The 24317-nt window shown below is 66.4% G+C and carries 18 protein-coding genes; all 18 read right to left on the bottom strand.

What is annotated here, in order from left to right; genetic code table 11:
- Positions 1-30: 30 nt before the first annotated feature.
- Positions 31-501 (bottom strand): 30S ribosomal protein S7, encoded by a 471-nt coding sequence (rpsG, locus tag ACV7NN_RS15110; protein WP_163287610.1) that lies wholly within the window; start codon positions 499-501, stop codon positions 31-33.
- On the bottom strand, positions 501-875 hold the full coding sequence (gene rpsL, locus ACV7NN_RS15105; RefSeq protein WP_055811472.1) for a 30S ribosomal protein S12: 375 nt from the start codon (positions 873-875) through the stop codon (positions 501-503). Before rpsL ends, rpsG begins: the two co-directional genes overlap by 1 nt.
- Before the next feature lie 353 nt (positions 876-1228).
- On the bottom strand, positions 1229-1720 hold the full coding sequence (locus ACV7NN_RS15100; protein WP_463350391.1) for a DUF6121 family protein: 492 nt from the start codon (positions 1718-1720) through the stop codon (positions 1229-1231).
- A 20-nt stretch (positions 1721-1740) separates the two neighbouring features.
- A complete protein-coding gene (locus ACV7NN_RS15095; protein ID WP_463350390.1) occupies positions 1741-2832 on the bottom strand; it encodes an Asp23/Gls24 family envelope stress response protein in 1092 nt (363 codons plus the stop codon).
- A 107-nt stretch (positions 2833-2939) separates the two neighbouring features.
- On the bottom strand, positions 2940-3659 hold the full coding sequence (locus ACV7NN_RS15090) for a hypothetical protein (RefSeq protein WP_463350389.1): 720 nt from the start codon (positions 3657-3659) through the stop codon (positions 2940-2942).
- A gap of 2 nt (positions 3660-3661) precedes the next feature.
- Entirely contained in the window at positions 3662-4438 is a 777-nt protein-coding gene (locus tag ACV7NN_RS15085) for a hypothetical protein (protein WP_463350388.1), read from the bottom strand.
- Positions 4435-5484: a type IV pilus assembly protein PilM gene (pilM, locus tag ACV7NN_RS15080; RefSeq protein WP_463350387.1), complete on the bottom strand. Its 1050-nt coding sequence runs from the start codon at positions 5482-5484 to the stop codon at positions 4435-4437. The genes ACV7NN_RS15085 and pilM overlap by 4 nt, the downstream gene beginning before the upstream one ends.
- Before the next feature lie 29 nt (positions 5485-5513).
- Positions 5514-6317 carry a prepilin peptidase gene (locus tag ACV7NN_RS15075; RefSeq protein WP_463351307.1) on the bottom strand — a complete coding sequence of 268 codons (804 nt, stop codon included), beginning with the start codon at positions 6315-6317 and terminating at the stop codon, positions 5514-5516.
- A 23-nt stretch (positions 6318-6340) separates the two neighbouring features.
- Positions 6341-8098, bottom strand: a complete 1758-nt coding sequence (locus ACV7NN_RS15070) for a hypothetical protein (RefSeq protein WP_463350386.1) — start codon at positions 8096-8098, stop codon at positions 6341-6343.
- The gene (locus ACV7NN_RS15065; protein ID WP_463350385.1) at positions 8098-8820 is read right to left on the bottom strand and encodes a PilW family protein; all 723 of its coding nucleotides are present in this window, start codon (positions 8818-8820) and stop codon (positions 8098-8100) included. The genes ACV7NN_RS15070 and ACV7NN_RS15065 overlap by 1 nt, the downstream gene beginning before the upstream one ends.
- Complete coding sequence (locus ACV7NN_RS15060; protein ID WP_463350384.1) at positions 8820-10244, bottom strand: prepilin-type N-terminal cleavage/methylation domain-containing protein; 1425 nt, start codon at positions 10242-10244, stop codon at positions 8820-8822. Before ACV7NN_RS15060 ends, ACV7NN_RS15065 begins: the two co-directional genes overlap by 1 nt.
- A 122-nt stretch (positions 10245-10366) precedes the next feature.
- Complete coding sequence (locus ACV7NN_RS15055; RefSeq protein ID WP_463350383.1) at positions 10367-10828, bottom strand: type II secretion system protein; 462 nt, start codon at positions 10826-10828, stop codon at positions 10367-10369.
- A gap of 182 nt (positions 10829-11010) precedes the next feature.
- Positions 11011-12237: a type II secretion system F family protein gene (locus ACV7NN_RS15050; protein ID WP_463350382.1), complete on the bottom strand. Its 1227-nt coding sequence runs from the start codon at positions 12235-12237 to the stop codon at positions 11011-11013.
- Complete coding sequence (locus ACV7NN_RS15045) at positions 12237-14249, bottom strand: type IV pilus twitching motility protein PilT (protein ID WP_463350381.1); 2013 nt, start codon at positions 14247-14249, stop codon at positions 12237-12239. Before ACV7NN_RS15045 ends, ACV7NN_RS15050 begins: the two co-directional genes overlap by 1 nt.
- Before the next feature lie 49 nt (positions 14250-14298).
- On the bottom strand, positions 14299-15969 hold the full coding sequence (locus tag ACV7NN_RS15040) for a GspE/PulE family protein (RefSeq protein WP_463350380.1): 1671 nt from the start codon (positions 15967-15969) through the stop codon (positions 14299-14301).
- A 220-nt stretch (positions 15970-16189) separates the two neighbouring features.
- Positions 16190-16420 carry a hypothetical protein gene (locus ACV7NN_RS15035; RefSeq protein ID WP_463350379.1) on the bottom strand — a complete coding sequence of 77 codons (231 nt, stop codon included), beginning with the start codon at positions 16418-16420 and terminating at the stop codon, positions 16190-16192.
- Between the two features lie 160 nt (positions 16421-16580).
- The gene (locus ACV7NN_RS15030; RefSeq protein ID WP_463350378.1) at positions 16581-20456 is read right to left on the bottom strand and encodes a DNA-directed RNA polymerase subunit beta'; all 3876 of its coding nucleotides are present in this window, start codon (positions 20454-20456) and stop codon (positions 16581-16583) included.
- 52 nt (positions 20457-20508) lie between these two features.
- Positions 20509-24006, bottom strand: coding sequence for a DNA-directed RNA polymerase subunit beta (rpoB, locus tag ACV7NN_RS15025; protein ID WP_463350377.1), 3498 nt, complete (start codon positions 24004-24006; stop codon positions 20509-20511).
- Positions 24007-24317 lie beyond the last annotated feature (311 nt).

Here is a 24317-nt window from a genome sequence, read left to right as displayed (position 1 = left end):
TGCTCCACACCATCCGATCGGTACGGGCTGTTACCAGCGGTAGTGCGCGAACGCCTTGTTCGACTCGGCCATCTTGTGCGTGTCTTCACGACGCTTCACGGCCGCACCGAGACCGTTGGACGCATCCAGGATCTCGTTGGTGAGGCGCTCGGTCATCGTCTTCTCACGACGGCCCTTGGCGTAGCTGGTCAGCCAGCGGAGCGCGAGGGTGTTGGCACGGTGAGGCTTGACCTCGACCGGAACCTGGTAGGTCGAACCGCCGACGCGGCGGCTGCGGACCTCGAGCGTGGGGCGCACGTTGTCGAGCGCCTTCTTGAGCGTGGCGACGGCATCCTGGCCGTTCTTGGCAGCGACGCCTTCGAGCGCGTCGTAGACGATGCGCTCAGCGAGGCCCTTCTTGCCGTCGAGCAGGATCTTGTTGACGAGCTGGCTGACGATCGGTGCACCGTAGACGGGGTCGGCGACAACGGGACGCTTCGGGGCTGGACCCTTGCGAGGCATTACTTCTTCTCCATCTTCGCGCCGTAACGGCTGCGAGCCTGCTTGCGGTTCTTGACGGCCTGGGTGTCCAGTGCGCCACGGACGATCTTGTAACGAACACCCGGGAGGTCCTTGACACGACCGCCGCGGACGAGCACCATCGAGTGCTCCTGCAGGTTGTGGCCCTCGCCCGGGATGTAGGCGGTGACCTCGGTGCCGTTGGACAGCTTCACACGAGCGACCTTGCGCAGAGCCGAGTTCGGCTTCTTCGGGGTGGTCGTGTAGACGCGGGTGCACACGCCGCGCTGCTGGGGGTTGGACTTCAGGGCGGGAGCCTTGGTCTTCGTGACCTTGGGGCTGCGGCCCTTCCGAACCAACTGCTGAATGGTTGGCACTGAACTTCTCCTTGTAAATGAACTGCACGGTGACAGGTGCTGCTTCTGCTTCGAACGACTTCACGCCGGTGATCTGGCGTGTCGGGGTTCTGGGCTGACCAACCGGCGGCGCAGAATGAATTCTGATTCGTGGTTGATATGCCGTGGGGGCTTGATGAACGCCCAACATGGATGGGTACGAGCCAACCGCTCGGGGTTTCCGCCTCAGCCGGTTCAGGACCGGATGTTTTCGGGCACCACACGAGCGCGTGACAAAGCACACACCCGAAAAATACTAGCTTGCGGGGTGGTTCCCGGTCAAATGAACCGCACCTCTGAGCACAACGCACAGGGGTCTCCCGGCATTCCCCCGCCTATTCGTCGTCGTCGTGCTCCCAGGGCCAGCGCGGCCTGCCCTTCTGCTGGAACCGGCCGACCAGCACCAACTGGTAGACGAACGCGACGAGAGCGCCGGCGATTCCCGTCGCCACCGAGAACCACGATGCGAACATGTGGAAGGAGAAGGTGAGGAAGCCGAGGGGCTCGCCGCCACCGACCGCGTATGCGATCCCGCCGCCGAGGACGAAGACCACGTAGGCGATGACACCGACGAGGAGCGCGGAGAGCGGGGCGATCCGCTGCTCGTCCGCGGGCACGCTGCGACCCCTGACAACGAGGCAGATGAGGACGGCGAGTGTCGCGCATCCGACCATCACGGGACCGACGAGCGGTCCCGCATCCGCGACGTCGATGACCTCGATGTTCCAGTAGAGGCTGATCAGGCCGAACGCCGCGACGAGGACGGCGAGGTACAGGAACGCGGCGAAGAAGGCGACGACGGTCGCGTAGTTCCGGTCCTCACGCATGGCGCGCCGACATCAGTTGCCTAGGCTCCCGCTGCGTAGCCGTTCTGGGTCGCGCGCGGACCGGCAGCGATCGCGCGGTCGTACTCGGCCTGGGCCTCGAGGTTCTTCGCCTTGAGCCTGCGACCGCGCACCGCGAGCCACAGTCCGGTCCAGATCGAGACCTCGCGGGCGACGACGGCGGCCCAGATCGCGGGGGCGCTGTACCAGACGACGTTCAGCAGGGTTCCGACCTCCTGCGGTGTGTGCTCCCAGGCCTTGACCTGGAGGAGCACGCCGCCCACATAACCGAAGTAGGTCACCGCTGCGACGACGAAGCCGCCGATGATGTACGCCCACCAGCCGGCCCGGTTCAGGATCTGGACCAGGAGGACCATGGCGACGAAGAAGAAGATGACGGGGATCCAGAACCGCCACGTGGCGATGAACGAGTTGACCAGTTCGTCGACCACGTGCGACGCCGGGTAGCCCGTCGCTGCGATGATGGCGGCGACGCCCGCGTAGACGAGGGCGAAGACCACGGTTCCCGCGAGGGCGATCAGGATGCCGAACCCGCGGTTGCTCTTCTTCTTGGGCCGTACGGGGGCCGTTACGTAGATCGGTGTGGCGGTGGCTGCATAGGCGGCCGGTGCAGCGGAGCCTGCAACTGCGGAGCCGGCGACAGCGTCGCCCGCGACGGCCGGCGGCTCGGGCGCCCAGGTCGGTTCGGCGGAAGGGGTCGCCGCGTAGGCGGTGGTGACGGCGGTGTCGTCGTAGGCGGCGACACGCTCGTCTGCGACGTCGCCGGTGTCTGCGGTCGAACGGGCGACGGCAGCGGCGACGTCCTCGTCGCTCGCGGCGGCTGCAGGTTCGGGCGCGGCTACCGGGGCCGGAGTGGATGCGGCGACGGGTGCGGCAGACGCGTCGGGTGCGGCGGCGGTGACCGGCTCGCTCGCAGCGGGCTCGTCCGCCTCCGTCGCGGCTGCGGCCGACTCCGGAGCGTTCACGTGACCGCGCGCCGACACGGGACTCGACGGCGGGTTCGCGACGTCCGCGTCGCTCACGGACGAACCGGCCTCGACATCCTCATCCTTCGGTGCGGCAGGGTTCGGTGACTCAGGGGTCGTGTTGCTCATGGTGTCACTCCTCGATCAGCCCACCCGGGCATCCGTCACTCTGGTGCAACCATAGCAACGGGGTGCCCGGATGGGCCGGAGGGCGTACCGGGGTGTGGGGGCGACGCCTACTTCGTGGCGGAGGCGTCTGTCGCCGGGACGAGGCTGTAGATGAGGCCCGCGATCTTGCCGTCGACCCCCGGTACCGCGGGCGACGTGGAGGTCGAGAGGCTCGTCACGAGGAACAGCCGGTCGCCGGTCTGGACGCCCTTCACGAAGGCGAGCACGTTCGCGTACGGACCAACCACATCCACCCCTACCGGGATCGCGGCGAAGTTGTCCGCCGTGATCAGCGGGTTGGTCACCGGCGGCACACCGGCCACGGGCGCGCCGGGCGCGGTGGGAGCCGGGGTCGCTCCCGCGGCAGGCGTGGGCGTCGGAGTGGGGGTCGCGCCGGATCCCGCCGCCGGGGCCGGCGTCTGCACCACGGGGGGCGCCACCGGCTTGTACGCCTGTGCGTCCGAGACCGTGATCCCGACGAGCGTCACACCATGCGCAGCTGCCAGAGCGTTGAGCTCAGTGACAAGGGCGGGCATCTGCCCGTCCGTCGGGATGGACTTGCTGAGTCCCGCGAGCTGGTCCTGGAGGTCGGGCAGCTTGGCATAATCACGCTTCAGCGCGGCGAGCGTCGCCATGTTCGTCGCATTTGTCGCGTCGACGGTCGCCCGCTGCTGGTCGGACGCGGCGGCGGCGTCGAGCTGCGGCTGCACGCCGACGACCCAACCGAGTGCGGCGATCGCGATCATGACGACCGCGGCGCCGATGATCCAGAGCCTGTTCCTGTCCATGATCACTTCTCCTTGGGGCCGAAGCGGTGGTCGTATGCCGCGTCGTTGATGTGCATGGTGATGTTCACCGTGTAGATGTTCGTGGTCGTGTCGAGCGTGACCGAGCCGGGGACCGCATCCGCGAATCCTGGCAGCGTGGCCAGCGCCGTGAGCCATGCCGGGACCTGGGGAAGCGTCGGGCTCTTCGCCGCGAAGCTGATTGTCGCCACCCGCGCGCCCTGGAGGGGTGCCGTCGACTGCTCGAACAGGGCGATCGGCGACGCGGAGTCGACCGTCACGGTGTCGATGGTGACGTTCGCCGGCAGAGTGGCCTGGACCTTCGTGAGGTAAGCCTGCCAGTCGATCTCGGTGGACGCACCCACCTGCTGCCCGGCCTGCGTGAGAACGACTTGGTCCTGCACCTGGCGGACCTGCACGTACTGCTTCTGCTGGGCCAGGATCGAGCCGGTCTCCGCCTGGGCAGTGAGCAAAGCGTTCTGCGAGTTGACTGCGAGTGCGGCAGCGCCGGCGATCGCGCCCGCGACGATCACGACGACGCCGAGGATGGCGAATCCGAGACGGCGTCGGGTTCCCTTCGCCTTGCGCTGTGCCCGGACCTCGGGCGGGAGGAGATCGACCCGCGGCTCGCCGCCGACGACGAGTGACTCGTGGACCCGGGGGCGAGTGTCCTTCGGCCCCCGCGTCTTGTCGCCCGCCTTCGGCTTCGACTTCTTCGCCGACGGGTCCGGCGCCTCCAGTTCGTCCTCGATCGAGATGGGACGCTTCAGTGTGAGGCTCATGCTGCACTCCCCAGGGCGAGGCCGAGCGCTACTGCGAGCGCCGAGCGGTTGAGACGGAGGTTGTCCGCGCTCAGGCTGCGCGAGAGCGCGACCGTCGCGAACGGGTCGCCGAAGACGACGGGCAGGCGAGACATCTCGCTCAGCGCATCCGTCAGTCCCGGAAGGAACGCGCCACCGCCGGTAGCGACGATCTCGAGAACCGGCTCGTCCGGCCGGGTGTTCACGAAGTAGTTGATGGTGTTGCGCAGGCTGGTGAGGAGTTCGCTCGTCACCTGGTAGATGATCTCCACCGCGCGCTGCTCTTCGAGCGAGTTGACCTGGCGCGCGAGCCCGATCGACCGTTTCATGCTCTCCGCCTGCTCGAACTCGATCTCGAGGCCGGTGCGGAGCGCCTGCGTCAGGTCGGCGCCACCGGTCGGGATGATGCGGACGAACTGCGGCACTCCGTTCTTGGCGATCACGACGCTGGTGGTGTTCGCCCCGATGTCGATCAGTGCCACCGTGCCCGCGAGCTTCGGCCGGCCGACGAGCACCCGGCTCAGCGCGAAGGGGATGAGGTCGACGTCGACCGTGGTGAGTCCCGCGAGCTGCGTGGCGCGGACGTTGCCGAGGACGACATCCTTGACTGCCGCGACGAGAAGGCCGTGGACCATCGGGCCGGTCTCTGTCACCGTCTCCGAGACGGGATAGAAGTCTAGGAGGGCGTCCGCGACGGGGACCGGGAGCATGTCCTGGACATGGAAGGGGAGCGTTTCGCGGATGCGCTCGCGCGACATCTTGGGAACGCTCAGGTCGCGGGCGAGGACACGCTGGTTGCCCATCCCGAGCACGACGTTCTTGCTCTTGAAACCTCCCTGCGACCAGAGATGCTTGAGCGACGACGCCACGGTGTTCGGTTCCAGCACCTCTCCGCGGCTGACGGCCCCTTCGGGCAGGGGAACCTCGTAATGACGGATGAGCGTGGGGCGCGCCTTGTTGGCTCCCTCCACCTCGACCGCCCGCAGGGTCGCGCTGCCGATGTCGATTCCTACGACGCTCGATGCCATGTCTGTTCTCCTTTGTTCCCGCGTGCCTGTCAGCCCAGCCCGAAGAGCGCCAGGTACGCGCTCCCGACCGCCGTGCCGAAGAAGATCCCGATCCACGCGCCCCCGAGCATCCACGGGCCGAAGGGTATGCCCGACTTGCGGCCGGCCCTGCGCGCGATGACGAGTGCGATCGCGTACAGGCCGCCCAGAAGGAAGGCCGCGAACGCTCCGACGATGAGCTGTCCCCATCCGAGGTATCCCAGGAAGAGGCCCAGCACGCCGGCGAGCTTGACGTCGCCGAAACCCATTCCACCGGGATAGGCGAAGGCCAGGACGAAATAGAGCGCGAAGAGCGCGGCGCCGCCGATCGCTGCGCCGACCAGCGCATCCGAAGAGCCGGACAGGATGCCCGCGGCGCCCAGCAGCGCGATGCCGACACCGTAGGCGGGAAGGACGATCGCGTTGGGGAGGGTGTGCGTGTCGATGTCGATCAGGGCGAGCACCACGCTGATGGCGGCGAGATAGAGGAATGCGACGAGTTCGATGATGCCCGCGGCCGACAGGCCGGGCCAGAACTTCCACGCGACGACGCCGAAGAAGAGCCCGGTGGCGGCTTCGACGAGCGGGTACCTCAGCGAGATCGGCTCACGGCACCCTCGGCACTTGCCGCGGAGCACCAGCCAGGACAGCACCGGGATGTTGTCGTACGGCTTGATCTCGCTTCCGCAGTTCGGGCAGGCGCTCGGCGGCGAGACGATCGAGCGACCGGCGGGCACGCGGTACGCGACGACGTTGAGGAAGGAGCCGATCAGCAGTCCGAAGGCACCGGAGACGATGATGACGAACGTCGCCATCCACAGGGCGGAGTCGGCGGCGATCACGGCAGGGCCGTCCCGTCGTACTTGAAGGCGGTCTTGACCTCGACGAGCACGCTGACGCCGTAGGTCGTCGACACCGGAGAGAGGAACTTGGGCGGCGCCAGGTAGCGGAACCGCTGGTCGTAGACGTAGTTCTTCAGGTAGCCCACGCCGCCTGTGAGGCCTACGGGACCGCGGAACTTCTGGGCGATCGCCCCGTTGATCGTGAGTGTGCCGCGATCGCCGCCGATGCTGTAGTTCTGCACCTGGAACGTGTGCGCCACGGACAGGATCGCGGCGTCGATGCGCCGGTTCTTCGCCGAGTAGATCGGATTCTTCGAGGAGTTCATCGGGTTCCAGACCCAGACCGCGTTCGTCGCGACGAGACCGAGGATGTCCACGTTGGGGTTCTGATACGCGATGTCACCGGTCACGTAGATGTAGTTCTCCGACGCGATCGTGACAGCCGCGTGTTCCTGGCCCTGGACGAACGCGTCGCCGTTGGCGTAGCCGTAGGAGGTCGACGTCGGGGCGAGCTCGTTGTTCACCGGGTACCCGATCCCGTTGCCCGACGTCACGCCGTCGCCCCCGTAGCAGGTGACCTTGCCGGACTTCAGTGCGCAGGCGAGGCTCGCGGGGAAGGTGCCCGGCGCCCAGTAGTTGGGGTCGGTGGAGACCGACGGGATGTTCTGCACGTAGATGAGGTTCTGCGCGGGCACTGTCAGGTTCTTGACGCCGGTCGCCGACTGCAGTTGGGCGATCGACCCGCACGTCGCCGGGGCGGTCCCCGACGTCGCGGGCGATCCCGCGATCTGGGTGGCCTTGGTCCACGGCGACCGCACGTTCATCGTGCCGTCCGAGTTGAACGTGATGGTCGTCGGGCCGGTGTAGAGGCAGCCGGGGCGCGGCACATCCGTGGCGGTGAGGTCCGACCGGACTTCCTTCTTCATCAGGGTGTTCGTGGGCGGCATGCTCACCTGCGGGCTGTACTTCGGGTACCCGGGCACCGCGAACGTCGTCAGCGGAGTGCAGAGGTCGTTGATGGGTGAGCCGATGTTGTCCGCCGTCGTCACCGTTCCGTTGAAGGTCGCGCTGCAGGAGCGGATCGTGTCGTTCGAGTGCACCGGTCCGTTCACGACGTCACCGGGAGCGAACTGGATGTCGCCGCAGTTCGACGTCGGCCGGCCGGCCCAGGCGTACTTGGTGCAGGCGACCGCGTCGTCGCCGCTGATCACCGGGTCCTGGATCTCGTAGTCGGTGAAGTAGAGGAAGTCGATGAACCCCTGCTGTTTCAGGTTCGCCACGACGGTACGCGTCTCCGAGCCGACCCGCCCGGTCGACCGGATGCGCAGCACGCCGGTCGATCCGTACTTCGAGTTGTCGACTTCATAGCGGAAACTGCCGAGCTGGGTCTTGCCCGGGCCCACCGGCACGGTCGCCCACGTACCCGACTTTCCCAGGCCGAACGCCGGATTGGTCTGCGCGCCGGTCGGCAGGGTCAGGGTGCTTCCCGCGCTGAAGGCAGAGGCGGAGTTGCCGTATTGCTGGTACGTGTTGTCGTTCGAGAGCCTGCTCTCGTACTCCTCGACGCCGGCGTAGGCGGCCGCCATCGCACCGTTCCAGTCCTGGTCGGTGCGCGCCTTGACGACGCCGCTCAGCGAGAAGGTGATCGCGGTCGTGGTGAGCAGGATCATCACGGCGCCGAGCGCGACGACCGTGGCGATCGCCATCCCGTCCTCGCCCGTGCCGAATCGGGTCTTCAGGAATGCGTAGAACATCAGGACCCTCCTGACTTGGTGAGACCCAGGTTGGGGATGCCGACCGTGTTCTGGAGGGTCACGGAGCGGGTCGCGTCGGTGACGCTGGTCTGGATCTTGAGCGTCACTTTGACCGAGGCGATCGTCCGCAGCTGGGTCGCCGTGAACCCACCCGCCGGGACCGTCAGCGGCGTGCCGTCGCTCAACTGGTACGTGAAGAGCCAGGGAACGGCGCTGTTGGGCGCGACATACGATGCGAGGACGCGGGATGTCGAGGGTGCGACCGAACAGGTCGTCGCCGAGGAGCAGGTCGGGAAGCTCCAGTTGCCGTTCGCCAGGGCGGTCGCCGGCCAGCGGCTCTCGACCAGCTGGCGCGCGGTGTTGAGCGACAGCCGGATCATCACCGGCTGCTGTGCGGCCGAGTCCAGGTTGATGTAGGCGTAGATGACCACGGCCTCGTTCGTGGCGATCACGAACGCCGGGTCGTTCAGCGACTGGCCGGCGACGGGGTTGTCGGTCCCGGCGCGGATCACGCGCGCGATCTCGTTCATCCCGTTGGCCGCCTGCTTGGCGTTCTGGCTGAGGTTCCGGGCGATCGTGATGCCCTTGGTCGTACTGACGAACAGGCCGCCGATCATGGTGAGCATCAGGCCGACGAGGACCATGGCCACGATCAGCTCGACGATCGTGAGTCCGCTCGAGTCCGACCGGAACGTTCCCCGTGCCCGCGTAGTCCGCGTCATCACGGCACCACCACTCGTGGGTCGAAGGTCACGACGTTGGTCGCGGGGATCGCGGGACCGCGGGTCTTCAGGGTGATCGCCGACGCCGGCACATTGTTCGTCGTGCCCGTGGCCGTCGTGCTCGTGTAGAACTTCCACGACCCGAACGGCAGGGCCACGACATAGGTGTTGGACGCGGTCGTCGACATGACCGTGCCGAAGGTGTAGGTCACCGGCAGCCCGCATCCGGGGTCGCCGGTTCCAGGCGCGGATGCCTGCGACACCGCATTCAGGTAGGTACCGCTCGGGCTCTTGAATGTGATGCTGGCGACGCCCATCGCGACCGTGCCACTCGCGGACTGGCCCGGAAGCGGTGCAACCGGATTCCCGCGCTGGCCGGAGTAGTTGATACCGGAGACCTGGGTGTCGGGCCACTGCTCCGGGTCGACCGAGTTGCAGAAGAGGGTCGGAGTCTTGGGGTCGGCGTACTTGCCGGCGATGAGCTGATACCCCGCCAGGTAGGGGTGGAGCTGGATGGGATTCGTCGAGGCCGGCGCCACGTAGTTCAGGTACGTGTTCGAGTAGGTCGTGTCCATGTTCGTCGGGATGTGGGAGGTCCCGACGAAGTTGGTGGCGTACACGGCGGTGTACGAGCCTGCCTGGTCGAACTGGAAACCGGCGGTCGCCGCGGCGCCCGCGCCGACGGAGACCGTGTACTTGGTCGCGTTCGTCAGCTGCTCGTCGTCGGAGATATAGCCGGCCTTCGAGATCGTCACGTCGTAGATGCCCGGTGTCACCTTGAGGATGTAGCTGCAGCCCTGGGCGTCCGTGGGCGACGGCGTTACGGTCAAAGCCTTCGCCGTGTTTGGAGTGACGCCGGAGATCGTTGCGGTGACGGCGACATTCGGTGTCCCGCTGCCGGCGACACCGTTCACTCGGACGAGGATCGATCCCAGGGTGGGGTCGTTGAGGCGTCCACTGGGGGCGAGGAGCGTGTCCTGCTGGACCGGCGGTGTGGTGGCGCGCATCCCATCCCAGGTCACCGTCACATTGACACGCTTGTACTGGAGGGTTCCGCCGGAGGCGTCAGCGCCGCACTGGGCGGTCGAGCTCGTGCTGGTCACCCAGTTCGTGGTGCGCCAGACGTAGAAGTTGAGGCCGTTGACCTTGGTCGCCGGAGGCTTGGTCGCCGGGGCCACGGGGATGTCCTGCACCGTGAACACGTCGGCGACGGCGCGGTCCGAGTCGATGTCGGAGGCCGCGAGGTTGGCGGCGACCTCCCGCGCGCTCGCGTCGCGGGTCAGCACGAGGGACGAGGTGAGCGAGAAGGCGATGCCGACGGCGAGGAGGGCGAAGATGAACATCGCCACCATCACCTCGATGAGGGTGAGCCCCTGGTCAGCGCTCGCCGGGATGAGGCGAAGACGCGCCCGGAGTGCTTTCATGGGTCGCTTCCCTCCTTTCGGCCACTGGCGGCGCTGGTGCAGGTGGTGCGGGTGACACGGGTGATGATGCACCTGAGTGGGACACCACCGGATGGTGTCCCACTCAGGTTGGAGAGCCGGCCTTACGGCTTGGGCGTGAAGACTCCAGCTGCGCAGGTGCCTTCAGCGACACCGGAGAGGTCGCTGGCGCCGAACGTCTTGCCCGTCACGCTGGTGGCGCAGACGGCGAAGCCGGTGGCCGGCGAGCCCGCGACGGTCAGCGAAGCGACCGTGCCGTAGTTCGGGTTGGTGCCCGCGGGAACCGTGTAGCCGTAGGAGGAGAGAGCCGTCAGGTCGGCGGGAAGAGCACCGTTCTTGTCGGTCTGGTACGCGACGACAGCGGTCTTCGCGTTCGCAACGTCGGACTTGACGGCGCTGTCCTTGGCGTTGTTCTGGATCCCGATGTACACCGGGATGGCGATGGCGGCGAGGATGCCGATGATGATGACCACGACGAGGAGCTCGATCAGGGTGAAGCCCTTTTCGCCCTCTTCGAGGAGGCCCTGGCGGCGGCGGTTCAGCTTGCCCATGGTGCGGAAGTACATTGCAGTGTCCATTCGGTCGGGTGGTTCTCGGTCGGTTCGAACGGTTGCGAGTTTCCGTCCGGTGCTTGATGGTATTTGCCAGCAGATTCTCGGCAGAATCCCACGAGTGGGGGGTATTTCGTTCAGTTACTACCCCAGTAGTGGGGAGGCAACTATCGACATACCCCCAGCTTTGGGGACAGTTATTTGACGAGCGTCGCGATCTGGAAAATGGGGAGGTAGAGCGCGACGACCATGCCGCCGACCACGACGCCCAGGAAGGCGATCATGAGCGGTTCGATGAGCGCGGTGAGCTGCTCGGTCGTCGCTTCGACCTCCTGCTCATAGAAGTCGGCGATCTTGTCCAGCATCGTCTCGAGCGAGCCTGAGTCCTCACCCACCGCGATCATCTGGGTGACCATGGCCGGGAACACCGGCTGGGTCGTCAGGGGGCCGGCGATCGTCTCGCCCTGTCTCACGGACTCCCGGACCTCCACGAGGGCATTCTCGATCACCCAGTTGCCGCTTGTCTCTCCGACGATCTGAAGGGCCTGGAGGATGGGTACGCCCGCCCCGATCATGTTCGAGAAGTTGCGCGCGAACCGCGCGACGGCGATCTTCTTCATCAGTGGGCCGAAGACCGGGAGGCGAAGCTTCCACGGGTCGACGAACTTTCGCACGCCCTCATTGTTCTTGTTCTTCCCCCACCAGATGACGAAGGCGATGATCGACACGATGAGCAGGGGTGCGATCCACACCATCTGATGGGAGAGGATGACGAGGATCTCCGTGGGCAGAGGCAGGGTGCCGCCGAGACCGGCGAACATGTTCTCGAACACCGGGACGATGAACAGAAGCATCGCCGTGACGGCGACGAGCGACATGATGAGCACGATCACCGGGTAGGTGAGCGCGGACTTGATCGTCGCGCGAAGCTTGACTTCCTTCTCGAAGTTGGTCGCGATCGACTCGAGCGAGCTGTCCAGGAACCCGCCGGTCTCACCCGCGCGCACCATGTTCACCATCAGAGGCGGGAACGCGTCGCCGTGCTTGCGCATCGCGTCCGAGATCGATACACCCGTCTCGACATCGTCACGGATGTTGCCGAGGATGCGCGCGAGCTTCTTGTTCTCCGTCTGGTCAGCGAGGATGTTCAAAGTGCGCAGCAGGGACAGGCCCGCGCCGATCATGGTCGCCATCTGTCGGCTCATGATGGCCAGATCCTTCAGCTTCACCCCGCTGCCGAAACTCAGGCTGAGTTCACGGTTGAGGCCGGTGCCCTCGGGTGCCTCCTCGATCGCGATCGGTGAGAGACCCATCGTCCGCAGCCTGGCGGCGACCTGCGACTCCCCCGATGCGTCGACGCGACCCTTGACGATCTTGCCGTCGGCGTCGCGTCCCTTGTACGCGTAGGCGGTCGTGGAAGCCATCACTTCACCGTCCCGGAGTAGCTGTCACCGAAGTCCGGACCGCTCGCGGCGATGGCGCGGGCGGATGCTTCGGTCGGCGATTCGACACGTTGGATGAGCCGGTTGATGCCCTCCACGTCGTGCGCCTTCTCCAGGGCCGCCTTGCGGGTGATCTGTCCGGCGTTCACCAGGTCGGCGAGGTGCTGGTCCATGGTGTGCATCCCGGAGTCGCGGCCGGCCTGCATCATCGAGGCGATCTGGTAGGTCTTGCCCTCGCGGATGAGGTTGGCGATGGCCGGGGTCATCATGAGCACCTCGGTGGCGACGACGCGGCCGCGGCCGTTCGCGCGCTTCACGAGGGTCTGGCAGACGACACCCTGGAGGGTCGCGGCGAGCTGGGCACGCACCTGGTCCTGCGCGTGCGGCGGGAAGACGTCGATGACACGGTCGATGGTCTGGGGCGCATCCTGCGTGTGCAGTGTGGCGAAGACGAGGTGACCGGTCTCTGCGGCAGTCAGCGCGACCGAGATCGTCTCCAGGTCCCGGAGCTCACCGATGAGGATGACGTCGGGATCCTGGCGGAGAACGTGCTTGAGGGCGGCGCCGAAGCTGTGCGTGTCGTGGCCGACCTCGCGCTGGTTGACGATCGACTTCTTGTGGCGGTGCATGAACTCGATCGGGTCCTCGACCGTGACGATGTGGTCCGCACGGGTGCTGTTGACCAGGTCGATCATTGCAGCGAGAGTCGTGGACTTGCCGGAACCGGTCGGCCCGGTGACGAGCACGAGGCCACGCGGAAGCTGGGAGAAGCCGCCGACGCTCTCGGGGACACCCAGCTCCTTCAGTTGCTTGATCTCGGTCGGGATGAGACGGAAGGCCGCACCGATCGAGCCGCGCTGCTGGTACAGGTTCACGCGGAAACGGGAGTTCGCCGAGATCGTGAACGCGAAGTCGAGTTCGAGCTCGCGGTCGAAGATCTCCTGCTGGTGCGGAGTGAGGAGGCTCGAGAGCGCCGCGCGGGTGCGGGCACTGTCCCAGATCTCATCGCTGCCGACCGGGCGGAGGCTGCCGTCGACACGCACCATCGGGGCGGAGCCCACGGTGACATGAAGGTCGGAAGCACGCTGGAAGACGACCTCGTGCAAGGCGGCGACGAGGTCGGGGTCCGCTTGCTTCAGAGCGTCGCGCTCGACCTCGGTGAGCGTCTCGTCGATCTCGACGACCGTCGGCCGCGGAGCGCGCAGTTCGGTGGGAGCATCCACGACGGTCTGTTCGGCCGCCCGGCGACCCTCAGGAACGAGCCGCGGGAGGTGATCGACCGGAGCGGTCGAGGGGGGCGCCAACTCTCCGAGCGGAGCGGTCGCGACCGGCGGCGCGGCGATCGGTGCGACGGAGGGCGGCGGCAATTCCCCGAGCGGAGCCGACGCGACCTGCGGCGGTGGCGCAGAGATCAGCGGGTTGGTCGGCGGCGGGGCCGCGATGACCGGCGAATCCTGGGGCGGCGGCGCGGCGATCACCGGGGTCGAAGGCGGCGGCGCGGCGATCACCGGGGTCGAAGGCGGCGGAGCGAAGACATCCGCTGGCGCGGGCGGCGCGAAGAGATCTGCAGGCACCGGCGCGAACGCGTCGGCTGTGGCGGGCGGGGGCGCCTGGAAGATCGACTCCCCGGCGGGCGCAGTCGCCGGTGCGGTCGTGAAGGCGGGCTGGGACGCGGGGAACGCCGGTGGTTCGACCGGCGGGACGGCGTGGAGAAGGGATGAGATCAGCGGCCGGTCCTGCGACGGCGACCCGACAGGCGGCGAAAGCGGGGGCGCCGACTGAAGCGGCGGAACCGCCTGCACCGGTGGCACCGAGCCGACCGGTGCACCGGCGGGCGCCGGAGGCGGCGTGAGCAGCGAGTCGAACGAGGGCGCCGCAGCGGCAGGCGCGGGCGACGACTCGGATCCGGCCAGCGGCACAGGGGCGCCGGGCTTCCATCCGTCGGCGTCCGAGCCCGGTGGCGTCACCGGGATCTCGTAGATCGGCTGGCTCATACGATCTCCCTACTCTGGTTGGGGTCAGGCACTGTCTTCGACGGATGCATCAGGCGACGACCCGCAGGATCTCTTCGACCGAGGTGAGGCCGAGCTTGGCTTTCTCCCAGCCGTCCTGGCGCAGGGTGAGCATCCCCTGCTCCTGCGCGACGCGGCCGATCTCGGCGCTCGAGGAGCGGGCGACGGCGAGCCGCTCGATCTCCTCGGTCACCGTCATCACTTCGTGGACGGCGATGCGCCCGCGATAGCCGGTGTTCGAGCAGCTGGCGCACCCGACGGGCGCGAACACCTGCGGAAGCCCGGCCTCGCGGTCGACCCGGAACTTCAGCCGCTCGAGCTCCTCGACCGAGTACTGCGCGGGCTGCTTGCAGCGCTCGCAGAGGCGACGCGCGAGCCGCTGGGCGACTACGCAGTCCAGTGCCGAACCGACGAGGAACGGTTCGATGTCCATCTCGGTGAGGCGGGTGACGGCGCTCGGGGCGTCGTTGGTGTGCAGGGTCGACAGCACGAGGTGGCCGGTCAGCGAGGCCTCGATGGCGATCTGGGCGGTCTCATGGTCGCGGATCTCGCCCAGCAGCACCACATCCGGGTCGCTTCGCAGGATGGACCGAAGGGCGCTCGCGAAGGTCAGACCGGCCTTCGGGTTGACCTGCACCTGGTTGATGCCGGCCATGCGGTACTCGACCGGGTCCTCGACGGTGATCACGTTGATCTCGGGCCGCGCGACGGCGCCGAGCGTCGTGTAGAGCGTCGTGGACTTGCCGGAACCGGTGGGGCCGGTGACCAGGATCATGCCGTACGGCTTGGAGTACGAGGTCTTGTATGCCTCGAAGTTGTAGTCGAGCAGTGCGAGGTCGCGCACGTTGAGGCTCGTGTTCGAGTTGTCGAGGATACGCATGACGACCTTCTCGCCCCACACGGTGGGAAGGGTCGCGACACGGAGGTCGATCTGGCGCCCGCCGTGGTTGACCGACATGCGGCCGTCCTGCGGCTTGCGCCGCTCGGCGATGTCGATGTCGCTCATGATCTTGAGGCGGGAGATGACACCGTTCTGGATGCTCTTCGGCGCGCTCTGCATGGCGTGGAGCACGCCGTCGATGCGGTACCGCACCTTCACGTCGTGCTCCGCGGGCTCGATGTGGATGTCGGAGGCGTGGTCCTGGATGGCCTGGCTGACCAGAAGGTTCACGAACCGCACGATCGGTGCGTCGTCGTCGCCGGACTCGCCGATGCTGAGCGTGCCCGTGTCCTCGGGCTGGTTCTCCTCTTCGAGCGTGATGGTGAGGTCGCTCAGCTCGTCGTCGGCGCGGATGTAGCGGTCGATCGCTACGAGCAGGTCGTTGCGCTCCGCGACCGCCGGCTGCACCTGCATGTGCGCTGCGGCGCGCACGTCGTCGATGGCGAACACGTTGCCCGGGTCGGCCATCGCCAGTATGACGCTGCCGTTCTCGAGGGCGATCGGCAGCACGGAGTGCCGTCGGCAGATCGCACCGCTGACGAGCGAGACGGCGGTGCGGTCGACGGGATAGTCGAGCAGTTCGACGAAAGGCACGTTCGCCTGGGCCGCGCGGGCGCGGGCGAGCTGCACTTCGCTGATCGCACCGCGGGCGAGCAGGTCGTGAACGGCGATCTCGTCGGCGGCGGGCTCGGAGGTCACGCTGTCGAGGTACTCGATGGGCAGATGGCCGTGAAGGATCAGGATCTCTGTCATGGACGCCACGTGTACCTCCTTAAGAAGGACGATGCCGAGCGGGTCGGGGTCTCGGCAGGGTGCGGGCGGGTTCGCGAGGGTAGAGCTTTGTCACCTTATTCGCCGCGCCGACACGCACAACAGCCCCGCGATATGGGGGTAGTGGGACGCGTGTGACTCGGGAGGCGAGCGGGCTCGCGGATGTGGCCGTCAGACCGATGCGCGGATCGCCCCGAACTGGGGGCGGGGCTCAGCGGTGCTTCTGGTCGACGCGGCGGCTCGCGCCGTAGACGAGCAGGCCGGCGAGCACGGCGCAGACCATCGTCGTGATCCAGAACGGGAGGGTGGTGGATGCGTAACCGGTGGATGCGCGGACCACCCCGTACACGAACGACACCACCGCGACCGCGAGCAGGGTTCCTGCGACGGCGACCATGGTGCGGCCGAGCTGGTCGGTGTGTTCGAGGAGTTGGCGCCACATGCTGTCTAGCGTACTTGCGCCGAGATGACCCGTTCGCGCCGAGGTGCCCCGGTGGAACGGGCAGTCTCGGCGCGAACGGCGATTCTCGGCGGAAAGGGGGAAACGGAGTACGAGAAGGGCCCCCGACGCGATGCGTCGGGGGCCCTTCTCGTACGGAACCTTAGTTGTAGGTGCCGGGGGTGTAGTCGTCCGAGCTGAAGCTGTCGAAGTCGACGAAGCTCAGGTCGTTCTCGCTGAACGCCGAGTCGTCGGCGAAGATGCGGTTCGGGTAACGCTCCGCCTTCGCCGCCTCGGTCGCCTCGACCGTGACGTTGCGGTAGCGAGCCAGACCGGTACCGGCCGGGATCAGCTTTCCGATGATCACGTTCTCCTTGAGGCCGATCAGCGGGTCGGACTTGCCTTCCATGGCCGCCTGGGTGAGAACCCGGGTGGTCTCCTGGAACGACGCGGCCGACAGCCACGACTCGGTTGCGAGCGAGGCCTTGGTGATACCCATGACCTCCTGGCGAGCGGACGCCGTCTTCTTGCCGGCGGTGAGCGCGGCACGGTTCAGCTCGTTGTACTTCGACCGGTCGACGAGCTCACCGGGCAGCAGGTCGGTGTCGCCGTGCTCGACGACGGTGACCTTGCGCAGCATCTGCCGCACGATGACCTCGATGTGCTTGTCGTGGATCGGAACACCCTGCGAGCGGTAGACGCCCTGCACACCACCGACGAGGTGCTTCTGCACCTCACGGACGCCCTTGACGCGAAGAACTTCCTTCGGGTCGACGGTGCCGACGATGATCTGCTGGCCGAGCTCGACGTGCTGACCGTCCTCGACGAGGAGGGTCGAACGCTTGAGCACGGGGTAGATGTGAGCCTCGTCGCCGCTGTCCGGGGTCAGGATGACCTTACGGCTGCGATCCGTGTCCTCGATGGTGATGCGTCCGGCGGCCTCGGCGATCGGGGACGCACCCTTGGGGGTACGGGCCTCGAACAGCTCCTGCACGCGGGGAAGACCCTGCGTGATGTCGTCAGCGGATGCGGAACCACCGGTGTGGAACGTACGCATGGTCAGCTGGGTTCCCGGCTCACCGATCGACTGGGCCGCGATGATGCCGACGGCCTCGCCGATGTCGACGAGCTTTCCGGTCGCGAGCGAGCGGCCGTAGCAGGCAGCACACACACCGACGGCCGACTCGCAGGTGAGCACGGAGCGCACCTTGATGTCGGTGACGCCTGCGGCGACCAGCTTGTCGATGAGCACGTCTCCGACGTCGTCTCCGGCCTTCGCCACGACCGTGCCCTCAGGGGACACAGCGTCGGCGGCGAGGGTACGGGCGAACACCGAGTTCTCGACGTTGGCGTCGCGGACGAGCACGCCGTCGGCACCCGGGGCTGCGATCGGGAGATCGAGGCCCTTGGTGGTGCCGCAGTCGTCCTCACGGATGATGACATCCTGCGACACGTCGACGAGACGACGGGTCAGGTACCCCGAGTCGGCCGTACGGAGAGCCGTGTCGGCCAGACCCTTGCGGGCACCGTGCGTCGCGATGAAGTACTCCGCCACCGACAGTCCCTCGCGGTACGAGGAGATGATCGGACGAGGGATGATCTCACCCTTCGGGTTGTTCACCAGACCACGCATACCGGCGATGTTGCGGACCTGCAGCCAGTTACCACGGGCGCCCGACGTGACCATACGGTTGATGGTGTTGTCGGCCGGGAAGTTGGCGCGCATGGCCTCGGCGACCTCGTTGGTCGCTTCGGTCCAGATCTTCACCAGTTCCTGACGACGCTCGAGGTCGGTCGTGAGACCCTTCTCGAACTCGGCGGTGACCTTGGCGGCCTTCTTCTCGTAGCCGGCCACGATCTGCGGCTTGTTCGGCGGGGTCAGGATGTCGCTCAGCGCCACCGTGACACCGGAACGCGTGGCCCAGTAGAAGCCGGCGTCCTTGATGCGGTCGAGTGCTGCTGCGACCTCCACCTTCGGGTACCGCTCCGCCAGGGCGTTGACGATGCCAGAGATGACACCCTTGTCGGCCACTTCTTCCACATAGGGATAGTCGGCCGGGAGGGTCTCGTTGAACAGCGCGCGACCCAGCGTCGTCTCGACGATGGCCGTCACACCGACGACGCCCTTGTCTGCAGCGTCGCTCGGAACGTAGTCGTTGAGACGGATGCGGACCTTGGCGTTCAGGTCGAGCGAGTGCTGGTCCTTCGCGAGGATCGCCTCGGCGACGGACGAGAACGCGCGGCCTTCGCCGACAGCGCCTTCCTTGAGCGTGGTCAGGTGGTGCAGACCGATGATCATGTCCTGTGAGGGCAGGGTCACCGGGCGGCCGTCCGACGGCTTCAGGATGTTGTTCGAGGCGAGCATCAGGATGCGGGCCTCGGCCTGGGCCTCGACCGACAGCGGAAGGTGCACGGCCATCTGGTCACCGTCGAAGTCGGCGTTGAACGCCGCACACACGAGCGGGTGGAGCTGGATGGCCTTGCCCTCGACGAGCTGCGGCTCGAAGGCCTGGATGCCGAGGCGGTGCAGCGTCGGTGCGCGGTTCAGCAGCACGGGGCGCTCGCGGATGATCTCCTCGAGCACGTCCCAGACCTGCGGACGGCTGCGCTCGACCATGCGCTTCGCGGCCTTGATGTTCTGAGCGTGGCTCAGGTCGATCAGGCGCTTGATCACGAACGGCTTGAACAGCTCCAGCGCCATCTGCTTGGGCAGACCGCACTGGTGCAGCTTCAGCTGCGGACCGACGATGATGACCGAACGGCCCGAGTAGTCGACGCGCTTTCCGAGCAGGTTCTGGCGGAAACGACCCTGCTTTCCCTTGAGCATGTCGCTCAGGGACTTCAGGGCGCGGTTGCCGGTACCGGTGACGGGACGACCGCGGCGGCCGTTGTCGAACAGTGCGTCGACGGCCTCCTGCAGCATGCGCTTCTCGTTGTTCACGATGATCTCGGGAGCACCGAGGTCGAGCAGGCGACGCAGGCGGTTGTTGCGGTTGATGACGCGGCGGTACAGGTCGTTCAGGTCGCTGGTGGCGAAACGGCCACCGTCGAGCTGGACCATCGGGCGCAGCTCCGGCGGGATCACCGGGACGACGTCGAGGACCATCGCGGCAGGCGAGTTGCCGGTCGCGAGGAACGAGCTGACCACGCGCAGGCGCTTGATCGCACGGATCTTCTTCTGGCCCTTGCCGTTGGCGATCTGGTCGCGCAGCAGCTCGGCCTCTGCGGCCAGGTCGAACGCCAGCAGGCGACGCTTGATCGCCTCAGCGCCCATGTAGGCCTCGAAGTACAGACCGAAGCGGTCCATGAGCTCGTTGAAGTCGGCGTCCTCGGGCTTGAGGTCACCCACCTTGAGGTTGCGGAAGCTGTCCCACACGCGCTCCAGACGAGCGATGTCCTCGTCGTAGCCCTTGCGGATCTGGCCCATCTCCTTCTCGGCGGTGTCCTTGACGCGACGCTTCTGGTCGGCCTTGGCACCCTCCTCCTCCAGCGCGGCGAGGTCGACCTCGAGGCGCTGCAGGCGGTCGGCGATGCGCGAGTCGCGCTGGTCCGACAGGGTCTTGATCTCGAGGCGGAGCTCGTTCTCGAGTCCGGGCATGTCGGCGTGACGGCCCTCTTCGTCGACCTCGATCACCATGTAGGCGGCGAAGTAGATGACCTTCTCGAGGTCCTTCGGAGCCATGTCGAGCAGGTAGCCGAGACGGCTCGGGACACCCTTGAAGTACCAGATGTGGGTGACGGGAGCGGCGAGCTCGATGTGGCCCATGCGCTCACGGCGCACGGACGACTTCGTCACCTCGACACCACAGCGCTCACACACGATGCCCTTGAAGCGGACACGCTTGTACTTGCCGCACGAGCATTCCCAGTCACGGCTCGGGCCGAAGATCTGCTCACCGAACAGACCGTCCTTCTCGGGCTTCAGGGTGCGGTAGTTGATGGTCTCGGGCTTCTTGACCTCACCATGCGACCAGCGACGGATGTCGTCGGCGGTGGCCAGGCCAATGCGCAGCTCGTCAAAAGTTGTTACGTCGAGCAATTTTCCTTCTCTCCTGGAAAAAGTGTTTCGTCAGTTGGGTCTTGGCCGGCTTCTAGATCTCGTCGATCGACGAAGATTCGAAGCGGGAGGAAATGTTGATGCCGAGCTCTTCAGCGGCACGGAACGCTTCGTCGTCCGTGTCGCGCAGGCTGACCGCCGTGCCGTCGGCCGAGAGCACCTCGACGTTCAGGCAGAGCGACTGCATTTCCTTGATGAGGACCTTGAAGGACTCCGGGATGCCCGGCTCCTGGATGTTCTCACCCTTGACGATGGCCTCGTAGACCTTGACGCGGCCGAGGATGTCATCCGACTTGATGGTCAGGAGCTCCTGCAGGGCGTACGCAGCACCGTATGCCTCGAGCGCCCACACCTCCATCTCACCGAAACGCTGTCCACCGAACTGCGCCTTACCACCGAGCGGCTGCTGGGTGATCATCGAGTACGGTCCGGTCGAACGCGCGTGGATCTTGTCGTCGACCAGGTGGTGCAGCTTCAGGATGTACATGTAGCCGACCGACACGGGCTCCGGGTACGGCTCGCCGGAGCGGCCGTCGAAGAGCTGCGTCTTGCCCGACGAACCGATCAGGCGGTCGCCGTCGCGCGTCGGAGTCGTCGAGTCGAGCAGACCCGCGATCTCCTCTTCGGCGGCACCGTCGAACACCGGGGTCGCGACCTTGGTGTTCGGTGCGGCGCTGTGCGCTGCCTCAGGAAGGCGTGCGGCCCACTTCGGCTTGCCCTTGACCTCCCAGCCCTGCTTGGCGATCCACCCGAGGTGGGTCTCCAGCACCTGGCCGAAGTTCATTCGACCGGGGATGCCGAGCGGGTTGAGGATGATGTCGACCGGAGTTCCGTCGGCGAGGAACGGCATGTCCTCGACCGGCAGGATCTTCGAGATGACGCCCTTGTTGCCGTGACGGCCGGCGAGCTTGTCACCTTCGGTGATCTTGCGGCGCTGGGCGATGAAGACCACGACGCGCTGGTTGACGCCAGAGCCGAGCTCGTCGTCGCCGTCCTGCGAGTCGAACACCTTGACGCCGATGATCGTTCCCTCTTCACCGTGGGGCACCTTGAGGCTGGTGTCGCGCACCTCGCGGCTCTTCTCGTTGAAGATCGCGCGGAGCAGGCGCTCCTCGGCCGAGAGCTCGGTCTCGCCCTTCGGCGTGACCTTTCCGACGAGGATGTCGCCGGGGCGCACCTCGGCGCCGATGCGGATGATTCCGCGCTCGTCGAGGTCGGCCAGGAGGTCCGGGCTGACGTTCGGCAGGTCGCGGGTGATCTCTTCTTTACCCAGCTTGGTGTCGCGGGCGTCGACCTCGTACTCCTCGATGTGGATCGAGGAGAGCACGTCGTCCTTCACCAGGTTCTGGCTGAGGATGATCGCGTCTTCGAAGTTGTGGCCCTCCCACGGCATGAACGCGACGAGCAGGTTCTTGCCGAGCGCGAGCTCGCCGTTCTCGGTGGCGGGGCCGTCGGCGATGACCTCGCCGGCTTCGATCCGCTCGCCCTCGTTGACGATGACGCGGTGGTTGTACGACGTGCCCTGGTTGGAGCGGTCGAACTTGCGCAGGTAGTAGGTCTGCGTTCCACCCTCGTCGAGCTGGATGGTCACGGCGTCCGCGGACACCTCGGAGACCACACCGGCCTTGTCGTTGATGAGCACGTCACCGGCGTCGATGGCTGCGTAGCCCTCCATACCGGTTCCGACGAGCGGGCTCTCGCTGCGGACGAGCGGCACCGCCTGGCGCTGCATGTTCGCACCCATGAGCGCGCGGTTCGCGTCATCGTGCTCGAGGAAGGGGATGAGCGACGTCGCGACCGACACCATCTGGCGCGGGGAGACATCCATGTAGCCGATCTCGTCGGCGGGGATCAGGTCGACCTCGCCGCCCTTCTTACGCGCGAGGACGCGGTCCTCGGCGAAGTGGGAGTCGGCGGTCAGCGGAGCGTTCGCCTGGGCGACGATGAAGTCGTCCTCTTCGCTCGCGGTGAGGTAGTCGATGGTCTCGGTGACCTTGCCGTTGACGACGCGACGGTAGGGGGTCTCGATGAAACCGAACGAGTTGATCCGCGCGAACGATGCGAGGGAACCGATCAGGCCGATGTTCGGGCCTTCCGGGGTCTCGATCGGGCACATGCGGCCGTAGTGCGACGGGTGGACGTCGCGGACCTCGACGCCTGCACGCTCACGCGACAGACCACCGGGGCCGAGGGCCGACAGGCGGCGCTTGTGGGTCAGGCCCGCGAGCGGGTTGTTCTGGTCCATGAACTGCGACAGCTGGCTCGTTCCGAAGAACTCCTTGATCGCGGCGACGACGGGGCGCACGTTGATCAGGGTCTGCGGGGTGATCGCCTCGATGTCCTGCGTGGTCATGCGCTCGCGGACGACGCGCTCCATGCGGGAGAGACCGGTGCGGACCTGGTTCTGGATGAGCTCGCCGACAGCGCGGATGCGACGGTTGCCGAAGTGGTCGATGTCGTCGACGTCGAGACGGATCTCGACGGGCTTGCCGTCACGCACGCCGTTGAACGTCGTCTGGTTGTCGTGGAGGGCGACCAGGTACTTGATCGTGGCGATGATGTCCTGGACGGTGAGCACCGAGTCGGACAGCGGAGCGTCGATACCGAGCTTGCGGTTGATCTTGTAACGACCGACCTTGGCCAGGTCGTAGCGCTTCGGGTTGAAGTAGAAGTTGTCGAGGAGCGCACGCGCGGCCTCGGCGGCGACCTGCTCGCCCGGGCGCAGCTTGCGGTAGATGTCCTTGAGGGCCTCCTCCTTGGTGAGGATGGCGTCCTTCTCGAGCGTCAGCTCGATGGACTGGTACCCCTTGAACTCCGAGAGGATCTCTTCGCTGCTGAGGCCGAGGGCCTTCAGGAAGACCGTGACCGACTGCTTGCGCTTGCGGTCGATGCGGACACCGACCTGATCGCGCTTGTCGATCTCGAACTCGAGCCATGCACCACGGCTCGGGATGACGCGCGCCGAGTAGATGTCCTTGTCGGACGTCTTCTCCTGCGCACGCTCGAAGTACACGCCGGGGGAGCGCACGAGCTGCGACACGACGACACGCTCGGTGCCGTTGATGACGAAGGTGCCCTTCTCGGTCATGAGGGGGAAGTCGCCCATGAAGACGGTCTGCGTCTTGATCTCACCGGTGAGGTGGTTCATGAACTCGGCCTCGACATAGAGAGGAGCGGAGTAGGTCTTGCCCTTCTCCTTGCACTCGTCGATCGAGTACTTCTTCTCTTCGAGGAAGGGGTTCGTGAACGAGAGCTGCATGGTCTCGCCGAGGTCTTCGATCGGGGAGATCTCTTCGAAGATCTCCTCGAGACCGGTGTGGCTGGGCAGATCCTGTCGACCCTGCGCCTCAGCTTCGGCGACGCGCGCCTTCCACGCGTCGTTTCCGACGAGCCAGTCGAAGCTCTCGGTCTGCAGTGCCAGCAGGTCCGGGACAGTCAGGGTGTCTGTGATCTTTGCGAACGAGAGACGAGATGCGTTTCGTCCGTTCTTGGGTGATGAATTCGTGGTGGTTGCGTTGCGCGCAGCAGCCAAGGAAATAACCTCCGTGGGCCCCGTCGGGCCTCAGTTACTGTCGGTCAGGTGTGTGATGTTGTGGACGAGTACTCCCAGGACATCTGTATGCTGGTGCCGATATCTGACCTGTCGTGACAAGCCCGGGCACACGCAGAAAATGCAGAGCCGACCGCAATATGAAGGCAGATTTCCGTCTGGGAGCGCAAAGAACAACTATATGTCAATTTGACGCGCCGTGTCCACTTAATTCTTGACCGGGTGTCGATTCTCCGGTATAACCCCAGGCGCGTACTTGATGTAACACCCCGCGCATCCCTGTATTCCCGCGG

This window comes from Leifsonia sp. Ger2509, from assembly GCF_055231915.1.
This window is presented reverse-complemented; position numbering and strand designations above follow the sequence as displayed.